Annotated in this window: 6 protein-coding genes; 5 read left to right on the plus strand and 1 reads right to left on the minus strand. The window is 42.5% G+C overall.

The features are described from left to right. Window positions 1-63 precede the first annotated feature (63 nt). Window positions 64-537, plus strand: a complete 474-nt coding sequence (locus BMY70_RS24195; RefSeq protein WP_090339298.1) for a hypothetical protein — start codon at window positions 64-66, stop codon at window positions 535-537. Here BMY70_RS24195 and BMY70_RS24200 read toward each other — a convergent pair whose 3' ends face one another. Then, complete coding sequence (locus BMY70_RS24200; RefSeq protein ID WP_090339301.1) at window positions 538-888, minus strand: DsrE family protein; 351 nt, start codon at window positions 886-888, stop codon at window positions 538-540. It abuts the gene before it with no gap. A 235-nt stretch (window positions 889-1,123) separates the two neighbouring features. Between BMY70_RS24200 and BMY70_RS24205 the strand changes: the two genes are divergently transcribed. The 4 genes from BMY70_RS24205 (at window position 1,124) to BMY70_RS24220 (ending at window position 10,608) form a co-directional block, all read left to right on the plus strand. After that, window positions 1,124-2,143 (plus strand): FecR family protein, encoded by a 1,020-nt coding sequence (locus BMY70_RS24205; protein WP_090339303.1) that lies wholly within the window; start codon window positions 1,124-1,126, stop codon window positions 2,141-2,143. Window positions 2,144-2,360: 217 nt separating this feature from the next. Next, window positions 2,361-5,981: a SusC/RagA family TonB-linked outer membrane protein gene (locus tag BMY70_RS24210; protein ID WP_229209755.1), complete on the plus strand. Its 3,621-nt coding sequence runs from the start codon at window positions 2,361-2,363 to the stop codon at window positions 5,979-5,981. A gap of 51 nt (window positions 5,982-6,032) precedes the next feature. Next, window positions 6,033-7,490, plus strand: a complete 1,458-nt coding sequence (locus BMY70_RS24215; protein WP_090339309.1) for a SusD/RagB family nutrient-binding outer membrane lipoprotein — start codon at window positions 6,033-6,035, stop codon at window positions 7,488-7,490. 58 nt (window positions 7,491-7,548) lie between these two features. Then, complete coding sequence (locus BMY70_RS24220) at window positions 7,549-10,608, plus strand: amidohydrolase family protein (RefSeq protein ID WP_229209756.1); 3,060 nt, start codon at window positions 7,549-7,551, stop codon at window positions 10,606-10,608. The last annotated feature ends 171 nt before the right edge of the window (window positions 10,609-10,779 follow it).

A 10,779-nucleotide genomic window follows, 5' to 3' on the forward strand; every position in this document is an offset into this window, starting at 1 on the left:
TGATTTTTAAGTTTGATTCCCTATCTTCCAGCTTCTCATACAAACTGCATTGATTCGTTCCCTATGAAAAAGTATTATTACCTCCTGGCGCTTGTTTTATTATTTTCCTGCAACAAAAAAACTGAAACCGACGAGACAAAAGATTCGTCGATGACCGTTTTAAACGATACAATCCCGCCAACGCGGAAAGTCGTTAGTGATGTTGCTGTGGCAAGTTATAGTGAAAAAGTGAAGGATAAGGATAATCTTAACGACTGGAAATTTGCGGTGGATGTTTTCGAAACCGAAGAAACTTTTAAATATCTTGTCAAAATTAAATACAAAGAACTCGAAGCGGAAGATAACCTGACGATTCCGAATTTTGGTATACAGCCCAAAGTTAAACTGGAAAAAGGCGAGGAAGAACTCACCTGCATCATCGGTTTTCTTGATAAAGAAGGCGCATTCAAAGAGTTTAAAAGAGTTGAAATTGTTGGCGATCAGTTAAAGATCAGACAAACGAAAGGATATGGCCGGAGCGTGGTTAAAGCAAAATGATTAAAAGCCGGCTTTTATATAACTCCAGCCTTCCTGTTGCCTGACCACAAGTTCAGCAATTCCTGACGCGATAATTTTTATTCCTGCTATCAATTCCGTTGGTTCAATATGGTTTGAGACCAGCATATTCCGGCATACATCAATTTGCACTTCTTTCGCGAGAAGTGCTTTTATTTCTTCAAGGTGGTTGTTATCCCTTTCAATGCAAAATTGGCTGGACGCTCCATGACAAACTACCTTTACTTCTACCTGTCCGCTTAAATGTTCTAATAAGTTGTATATCTGGCGAATGGTACTTTTATAAACTTTTGGGTCAGAAGCAGTAAGCTGAATGATGGCTTTGTATTTCATTATAAAGCAAATAATATAAACCTTTAAAAGAGAAGAAATTTAAAGCAGTTTCATGGAATTAGCTACTGATCAAATCAGAAACAGGAAGTTTGTTTCGATATTGAAATAATGTTATTTAAATTAATCTGAAATATTTTTAAAGTTTTGATAGGGTATGGCCAAATAAAAAGACTCTGTACTTATATAACTGCCAAAGAAGTTATTGGAGGTGCTTTTCTTACCTGAGAGCAAGATTATGAAAGTGACTAAGGAATTGGTAATGCTATATTTTCGGGGAAAGTGCACAACTGCAGAGGAAGCCATAGTGGAAGTCTGGATGAGTGAAAATCCATATCACGGTGAGCTGGCTGACCAATGGTTGATGGAACTTGACGAAGAAAATGAGGAGTTACTTGTTGAGCTGGCCATTTCAAAAAATGATATCTGGAATAATACATCCCAGGAAATAAATAATCTCAAAGATGAAGAGCCTTTAAAAAATGAAAATAGCGCTAAACTTACATCCATAAATTTCAACTGGACGAGTTTGGCTGCGGTTCTGATCGGGATAAACATTGTTGCATTTTGTTTTTTCCTTTACTCAAAAAGCAAATCCGTAGAAATTGCGACTGGTTTCGGACAGATTCAGCATATCATTTTGCCAGACAGTTCGAAGGTTGTGTTAAATGGAAACAGTAAAATAAAGTATCAAAGATCATGGGACAAAAATCCCAGAGAGATCTGGCTGGATGGAGAAGCTTTTTTTAGTGTAACACATTTGAAAAACAACGCACAGTTTACAGTTCATCTGTCGAGTGGAAAAAAGATCGAAGTTCTCGGAACAGAATTTAACGTGATCAATCGACAGAAACACGGTTGTGTAGTGCTGAAATCGGGGAGTATCAAACTCAGCCTGCCTGACAAAAAAGGTGATAAAAAGGAAATTTACCTGAAACCGGGAGACCTCGTTGAAACAGACTATGCTTCTGTCAAACAAAGTAAGGTCAAAAAAGCCAAAGTAAATCCGGAAAGGTATTACTCCTGGACAAAAGGCAAATGGACACTTGATGGTACCTCGCTGGGAGAAATGCTTGTACACTTGGAAGAAAATTACGGCGTGAAAGTCGGCGTGGCAGACGACAAACTTTTGAAAAAACGGCTTTCGGGCTCGATTCCGTTATCCGACAACAATCCGGCCCTCTTGATCGAAGATATAGCTCAGTTATTTGAATTGCAGTTGGAAAAGAAAAATAACAAACTGATCCTGGCTGAATAAATCTGGGCAGACACACAATGGGGAAAATTTTATCCTGAGCCGCAAACTGGATAAGTTTTGAGACAAACCCCTTTTTTACAGAATTTTCAGGCCGCCTGTTAACAGAAATCCGCTGCGATTTCTGCCGCAAACTACATGGATTATCCCGCCATAATCCGTGAAGTATCGTTCGTACGTGTATGCATTATCGTTAATCTTTTTCACCCAGTTATTCCTTATGAAGATTACTTCTAAAATGCTGTGTTATCCGATTTTGGGGCTAATTTGTAGTCAGTCGCCCGTCGAGGCGAGGATTATGGCTTCGTTTCCCAAAACTGCAAATGTTCTTCTTGATGCTCACCAGAAGCGGCCAAATCACGTTCTTCTTAAGGATTGTCTGAGAGACCTGGAAACAAAATTCAACGTGTCCATCGCATATCAGACAGAGCTGTTGGAAAATGTCGAAATTGATAGCAAAGTGATCAATTCAATCGAAAAAGATGCTTCAATTGAAAAGCGGCTTGACAGAATATTGAAGGATCTAAAGATCACCTACCAGAAATCCAGAGAAGGGTTTTATGTATTATATAAAGAAGGGAATTCTTCAAATAAGCAGGCGGGCAACACCATCAATCCATCTGCCTTATTAAAAGCAGACGCAACTGAATCTTATCAGAACAAAGCATTTGGAATATCAGGAAAAGTTGTTGACAAAGTAAACGGAGCTGCAATTCCAGGTGTCAATATTCTTTTAAAAGGCTCGAATATTGGAACAACGACTGACGTGGACGGAGCTTATCGGCTCGATGTGCCGACAACCGACGGGACGCTGGTTTATTCCTATATCGGTTTTGTTACACAGGAAATTCCAATTGCCAACAAGTCGGTTATTGATGTTATATTAAATGAAAATGTTCAGGCACTTTCAGAAGTCGTCGTTACGGCTTTGGGTTTTAAAGAAGCTGCTGACCGTCTGGGATCAACGAGCAGCAAGGTGAGCGGAGACGCAATCACAAAATCAGGCGAGACAAGCTTGATCAACGGTTTATCAGGAAAGGCTGCCGGTGTGCAGATTTCGCGTGCAGCGGCTGATCCTGGCGCTGCTTCTTTTATTCAGATTCGTGGGCAAAATACATTGACAGGAAATACCCAGCCGCTGGTTGTTGTGGATGGTATTCCAATCAGCAGTACCACAGAAGGAGGAACTTCTGGTGGCGTTGTCCCGCAATCGCGTTTGAATGATATCAACCCGAATGATATTGCTTCAATGCAAATTTTGAAAGGAGCTTCTGCGGCGGCACTTTGGGGATCGCGTGCTGCAAACGGAGTAATTTTAATTACGACCAAAAAAGGCGCCGAAGGAAACAAAATGAACATTTCCTTTACTTCAACTTATTCAGCGGACCAAATAAATGGTTACCATCCATTTCAAAATAAATTCGGACAGGGTTCTGCCGGACTATATAACCCGAACGGAGCAAACGCCTGGGGTGATAAAATTGACGCCAGGGCTGGAGGTGCCGATGACGTGAATACAACCGGACAGTATTTTGAAGCACAGGATGGAACAAAATACTATCCTATCATTAAGAAAAATTCGAAAGAAACATATAATCAATCTAATTATGATAAAGTTTTCCGCACAGGAAGTTACTATGACAATGCGTTAAGTTTAAGCGGCGGAGATCAAAAAACAACTTTCTTTTTTAGTATTGGTGACGTTCGTCAAAAAGGTGTTCAGCGCGGAAACAGTACGTATAACAGAACAACTTTACGTTTTAATGCGGAAAGGAAATTCAATGATGTTGTTCGTCTTGCAATCAGTACAGCTTACACAAAAAGTTATTCGGACAGAATCCAGCGAGGAAATAATCTTGCCGGTGCAATGGTCGGCCTTGCCCGTAACCCGGCTGATTTTGATATCTCGGATTATAAGGGAAGTTATTATTCAAGCCCAACGGCTTCGCCTATCCTGGGCAGACAACGCGGTTACAGAAGTTATCTGGGTGCGGTAATAAATCCTGCCAACAATAACGCGCTTTGGTCACTATATGAGCAGCAAAATTCAACGGATGTAAACCGTTTCATGAACAGTGCGGAATTGGGAATTAAACCTGCGAAATGGTTGGATATCATTGCAAGGGCAGGACTTGATACTTATACCGATGAGCAGATTAATTATTTCCCAGTCAATGATATAACCGGCGCTGGGACTGGTCAGTATCAGGAGCAAACAACCCGCGAAGCGCAGGTGAACGGAGATTTACTGGCTCGTGCAACGAAGGATTTTGGTTCCAATTTCACATCTACGTATGTTCTTGGTTTTAACATCAACAACCGGAAATACAATAACATGGGTGTAACGATCAATAATTTCCTGGTTGCCGACGCACCAGCGAACTTTGCAAACGCTACTTCGCTGAACAGAACGCCTGTAAATTTGAAAACAGAAGTCAGGACGATTCGTACTTATGCAACGGCAAGTTTTGGAGCTTATGACGCCTTGTTTTTAAATCTGTCGGCAGCAGCGGAATCAGCTTCTTCATTCGGAGCTTTATCTGAAAAAACGTTCTATTATCCTTCTGCGGACGTAGCCTGGTTGTTTACACGTTTGAAATCTATTGAAGATAATCGTGTTCTCAACTTTGGTAAGCTGCGGGCATCTTATGGGGTCGTGGGTGTACAGCCGCTTCCATATCGTTCCAACACAATTTTCTCTTCAACCGTTTACTCTGCAAATCCATGGGGAGATAATCTGGTAGGGTCACAATTTGGAAATGGGGCATACAGCCAGGGAGCTTCTTTGGGTGACCAGTATCTGAAACCGGAACGTAAAACAGAATATGAGATCGGAGCAGATCTTCGCTTTTTCAACAGCAGACTACGCACTGGTTTAACATACTACAATAATAAAATCAGAGACGTTTTGGTACCTGTAACATTGGCGCCAAGTACTGGTTTCGCGACAAAATATACCAACGCAGCCGAACTTCAAAACAAAGGCTTCGAAGCAGATCTTACTTATGACGTGATAAAAAAAGGAGACTTAACCTGGTCGCTTCGTGGGAACTTCACACGTAACAGAAGCAAGGTGCTGGATTTGGCCGGAACACAATCACTATATCTTGTCGGTGGAATTGAAAACTTCCTGGATGCAAGGGCAGTAGTTGGGCAGCCAACGGGCGTGTTTTGGAGCAGTAAATATGCACTGAATGACGATGGTACTAAAAAGCTGGATGCCAACGGATTCCCGACAGCTGACCCTGTAACTGGTGTTGTAGGTGATCCTAATCCGGACTGGATTGGTGGTTTCGGCACGAGCCTTTCCTACAAGAAATTCTCATTAGACGTATTGTTTGAAACTTCTCAGGGAGGTGATTATTTCAGCGGAACAAGGGGTGTTATGTACAACTTTGGTACACATGGAGATACGGGCAATGAAGTTACGCTGACCCAGGATACTAAAAATTATGCAGGAAAAACGCTCACAGCAGGAAGTACGGTTCGTGGAAATCTGCAGGATTTTGGTGCAGGCCCCGTGTTGATGGACGAAAGCTGGTATACGACTTTGGGGAGTGGATTTGGGTCTTTGAAAGAACAATTCGTTGAAGACGGCAGCTGGACGCGTCTTCGCCAGCTTTCACTATCTTATCGCCTGGATTCAGAGAAATTTAGAAAAGTTACGAAGCTTCAGTCAATCGAGTTTTCTGCGACAGGCCGTAATCTGATCTTATGGACGAAAGTGGTGGGGATAGATCCTGATACCAATTTGTCTGGAACTCCGGCCGGGCGCAATATGGATTATTTCAATTCGCCCGGCACAAGATCATACATTTTCTCGCTGAAAGTCAATTACTGATCCTGACATTTTACTGATTCAAATGACCCAAATCATTAAACAAAATATAAAATGAAAAGAGCTAAACTAATCAGGGCGGCAGGACTTTTCCTCATGGCCGGGATGCTTTCCTGCGAGTCAATGGTGGATAATCTAAACACGGATTTGAACAATCCAACTGATGCCTCCGCGAATCTAATACTTACAGGAGCTCAGCTGGGAAATATATCGGTTCAGGAAGGTCACCTTGCCCGCGTCGCTGCGATGTGGTCGGGATATTTTACGGGAACGGATCGTCAGTACAAAGATATTTATAGCTACAACGTTACCGGAGCTTCTTTCAACGATGTTTGGAAATTCACTTATCAGGGTGTCGTCGAACAGACAAAACTGGTAATCCAGAAATCAGAAGCAACAAATAACCGTTTGGTCCAGGGAATAGCGAAAGTTATCCAGGCAAATGCATTGGGAACTGCCGCAGCCTGTTTTGGTGATATCCCTTTTTCAGAAGCATCTGATATTACTAATTTTCCAAATCCTGCGTTCGAACCTCAGATTCAGGTGTACGGAAAGCTCCAGACTTTACTTGACGAAGCGATTGCGGATCTGGAATCAGGTTTGGGAACTTCTCCCGGCGCAGCTGATATTCATTTTGCAGGTGACGCGACCAAATGGAAAGATGCCGCTTACACTTTAAAATCGCGATTTTATTTAGAAACCAAGGAATATGCACTGGCTGCGACGGCTGCCGAAAAAGGCATTTCCACTGCTGCCAGATCACTTGTGATGACGCACGGAACAACCCTGAACGTGAATGAAAACCTGATGTATGCTTTCATCGCCCGAAGTCGTGTGGGTGACATTAATGCATCACTTGCCTTGGCTCCAACCTTACTTAATCCGGCAAGCGCGACTTACAGAGGAAATGCAAAAACGGATGAAACAGCTCGTTTTAATCATCATTTCATTACCGTAAGTACTACCGGCGTAGCAATTCCGGTTTCGCCCAATACAAACAGCTCGGCAACTTCCCGCGGATTATTTGGTCAGTCGGCTCCGTATCCACTGGTCACTTTTTCTGAAAATGTTTTGACATCGGCGGAAGCGTTGGCCCGCACGACAGGATTTGCAGCTGGTTTGGCGAAACTAAATGTATACCGTGCTTATCTGAACACCGGCGGTGACCTGGATGCTACATATAAAACCGGAACTTTTAAGTATAAATACGAACCCTACACAGCAGAAGATTTTGCTTCCGGAGGCATTTTAAACAAAACGGGATTGACGGCAGATCAGGCTTTATTAAAGGAAATTTTGATGGAACGTTACATCACTTTCAACGGACAGATCATTGGATTTAATGATTTACGCCGCACAAGAAGCGAAGCAGTGGGCGTGAAATTAACGCCAAGCGCTGGTGCAGCTTTACCGGAAAGAATGATTTATAGCGAGGCCGAAGTAAATTCAAATACCAGTGCTCCGAATCCGGTTCCAGGGGTTTTTGTCAAAACAGCAGTTAATGCGAAATAAAATTTAATAGCCTGTCCGGTTGGGCAGGCTATATTTTGTTAACAGTTGAACAGTGCTTATGATGAACAAATTAAATGCCTATTCCTTCAACGTGCTCAATTCCTTTTCAAAAAAATATTTCAAAACATTATCGTTAATTCTCTTTGTTTTACCCTTGAATGCTGCATTGGCTGATGCAGATATTTCTGGTACAAGGCATGGATTTACGCTGGATTCGGTAAAAGTAAAATTAACGGAAGGTACAAACATTGCCCTTACATTATCGCCGGACAAAAAAACGATCGTGATGGATTTGCAGGGAACAATTTATAGCGTCCCTTTCTCCGGCGGACAAGCCAAACCATTAACCGATCCGATGGGCGATTGCCGTCAGCCTGTATTTTCTCCCGATGGATCAAAAATTGCTTTTCAGGCTTTCTGGGATGGCAACTTTCATATTTATACCGTTGGATTAAATGGCGGCTCACCGGTTCAACTCACTTCCGGCGTTTTTGATGACCGCGAGCCATGTTACTCTCCTGACGGGAAAAAGATGGTTTTTTCTTCTGACCGAAGCGGAAATTATGATGTTTGGGAACTTGATCTGGCATCAGGTGAACTGACACAATTGACCAAAGATGCAGCCAATGATTTTTTTCCTTCTTACTCAGCCGACGGCTCTCAAATCGCCTATGTTTCTGAAAGAACTTCCGGCCCGGGAATTTACATCATGGATTCAAAGGGAAAAGAAAAATTATTTCTGACGAGTAAAGGCAAACTTTCATCGCCGGTTTGGCATCCAAAAGAGCAAAAGATAATCTTTAATAATTTTGATCAGGGAAAAAGTCTGCTGGATATCGCAAAAGTTGGCGGCGGCGACTGGGAAACTTTATCGGAAAATACAGAAGATGTTTTTCCTTTTAAAGTCGCCTGGATTTCTGAAACTGAATATTTGTATACCTCCGACGGTCTGATTAAAAAAAGAAAGCTGGGCGATAAATCAGTAAGTACAATTCCATTCGAAGTGGGAATGAGTTTGTCGCACGACAAATACAAACTGAAAGTGCACGATTTCAATTCTGTTGCTACCAATAAAGTAAAGGGAATTCGCGGTCCGGTAGTTTCTCCGGATGGAAACAGCATCGCTTTTACTGCTTTGGGAGATATGTGGCTTTTGAAAAAAGGTTCTGACAAACCGGTGCAATTAACCAATGATTCTTTCATCGAAATTGATCCGGCCTGGTCGGCTGACGGAAAGCAACTTGCTTACGTTTGCGACAGAAAAGGCAATATGGATTTGTATGTAAGAGACATGGCGACCGGGGCGGAAAAGCTGGTTTTGAATGCGACAGACAATATTACATTTCCAAGTTTCTCCGCTGACGGATCAAAAATTGCTTACTATCAAAAGGATCCGGCCGCTTTTGGACGATATTTTCTAAAAATGTTGGAACTTTCTTCCAACAAGGAAACCATTTTGTATGCGCCGTTATTTGACGGATCGCAACCAAGCTGGTCTGCAGATGGGAAGTTTGTTGTGATTTCTGCCTTGCAGCCGTTTTCTTCCCGTTACCGCGAAGGCGTCAGTAAATTTCTTGTAATATCAACGGTTGATAAAACTTTCAAATTCATTACGCCGATCAACGAAAAGACATTATCCACAAGGGGGAAAAACGGACCATACTGGTCGCCGGACGGAACAAAATTTGCGTTTTCCATGGACGGTGTTTTGTGGACAGTCGCTGTGGATAAGGAAGGTAATCTGTTAAATGCGCCGAGAAGATTGACTAACGAACTGGCAGAAAACCCAAGCTGGACTGGCGATTCGAAAAGTATCGTGTATATGGCAACAGATATTATCAAGAAAATTTCGCTTGCTGATGGTTCGGTTACAACGCTTCCGATTAATTTAACTTACAAAATCAAACAGCCAACAGGACAGGTTGTGGTTCACGCAGGAAAGCTATTCAACGGGCGTTCTAAGGAATATCTGACCAATGTTGATGTTATTATTGTCGGCAACAGAATCCAGAAAATTGAACCGCACAAAGCAGGAAGAGCTGGAAAAATAATCGACGCTTCTAAACAAACGGTTATCCCCGGACTTATTGAAATGCATACCCACCAGACTGCTGCTGCCGGTGAACAATTAGGCAGACTGTGGTTAGGATATGGTATTACAACCATCCGCGAACCGGGTGGAGATCCGTATGATGTTATCGAACGCAAGGAATCCTGGGCAAGCGGCCGCAGAGCGGGGCCACGAAATTTCTACACGGGTGGAATTCTGGATGGAAGCCGGATTTATTATGGTATGAATGTTGGAAACGTGGCCGGCGCGCAGCTTGATCTTGAATTGGAAAAAGCAAAGCGACTAGGATATGACATGATGAAAACATACGTCCGGATGCCGGATGCGATGCAGCAGCGTGTTACCATTTTTGCGCATAATCTGGGTATACCGGTTTCTTCACATGAAATTTATCCTGCTATGAAATATGGTGTGGATGCGGTGGAGCATATGGGTGCAACGAGCCGCCGTGGATATTCTCCCAAATTGTCTGCATTGAATAATTCTTATCAGGATGTCGTGGAATTACTGGTAAAATCGGGAATGAACATTACGCCAACAGCATCACTTCAGGGCGGACTGCCGATGCTGGTGCAAAAAGATCCGGACTTTTTTGACAACAAACAATTCAAAGCTTTTTACAGCGAAGATGCAATTGGCGAGTTAAAGAATATGACGTCGCTTAGGATCAAAAATAATCCTGCGTTCCTTTCTTCTTTTGGTAATATACAAAAAACAGCAAAGGCAATGATCGATCAGGGCGGGCATGTCACGCCGGGTACAGATTCTCCGATTATTCAGCCTGGACTGAGTTATCACGCTGAGTTGCAGTCATGGGTGGATGGGGGAATTTCTCCTTTTGAAACTTTACGTTCTGCAACCTTATTTTCGGCCGAAGCACTGGGCGTGAGCAAGGATCTTGGTACGTTGGAAACCGGCAAACTTGCTGATCTTGTGATTATTGAAGGTGATCCGTTGAAAAATATCAAAGATGTTTTAAATGTGAATACAGTTATCAGAAATGGAGAAATTTTTCCGATAGATGGGTTGCTGAAAAAGGCTAATTGACCGGAGTATTTCGGTGCGCTGCACCTTTGGCTTATTTCATAATTTCCGGGTTTTCTACAAATATTACGGTGCTATGCACCTTGTTCTCGATAAGGGTAATTATCAAAGGTTCATCGCACCGAAATATTTGTAGAAATTAACCAAGGAATATCAACCAAAATCAAAGGTGCA

Source organism: Dyadobacter koreensis (assembly GCF_900108855.1).
GTDB lineage: Bacteria > Bacteroidota > Bacteroidia > Cytophagales > Spirosomataceae > Dyadobacter > Dyadobacter koreensis.